This is a genomic window from Mesorhizobium sp. M7D.F.Ca.US.004.01.2.1, assembly GCF_003997785.1.
Classification (GTDB): domain Bacteria; phylum Pseudomonadota; class Alphaproteobacteria; order Rhizobiales; family Rhizobiaceae; genus Mesorhizobium; species Mesorhizobium loti.
The window spans coordinates 1-557 of record NZ_RZRQ01000748.1; the positions used below are offsets into that span (position 1 = coordinate 1).

At 59.1% G+C, this 557-nt stretch carries 1 protein-coding gene; it reads left to right on the top strand.

Annotated elements, in window-relative coordinates:
- Positions 1 to 557: cbb3-type cytochrome c oxidase subunit I (locus EN993_RS36605; RefSeq protein WP_206532502.1), on the top strand; the 557-nt coding region annotated here is incomplete at both ends.

Consider the following 557-nt stretch of genomic DNA (forward strand, 5'->3'; position numbering starts at 1 on the left):
GTGCCGGACGGCGGCGGCGATCCGATCCTCTACCAGCATCTGTTCTGGTTCTTCGGCCATCCCGAGGTCTACATCATGATCCTGCCTGGTTTCGGCATCATCAGTCACGTCATCTCGACCTTCGCCAAGAAGCCGATCTTCGGCTATATCGGCATGGCCTATGCGATGGTGGCAATCGGCGCGATCGGCTTTGTCGTTTGGGCCCATCACATGTATACGACCGGCCTGTCCGCCGACACCCAGCGCTACTTCGCCTTCGCCTCAATGGTCATCGCCGTTCCAACCGGGGTGAAGGTGTTTTCGTGGCTGGCGACCATGTGGGGAGGATCGATCGAGTTCAAGACGCCGATGCTGTGGGCTCTCGGCTTCGTCCTGCTCTTCACCATTGGCGGCGTCACCGGGATCATGGTCGCCAGCCCCGGCATCGACCGCTCGTTCCACGACACCTATTTTGTGATCGCCCACTTCCACTATGTGCTGTCTTTGGGCGCGGTCTTCGCCATCTTCGCCGGCTTCTATTACTGGTTCCCGAAGATGACCGGCTACATGTATAGCGA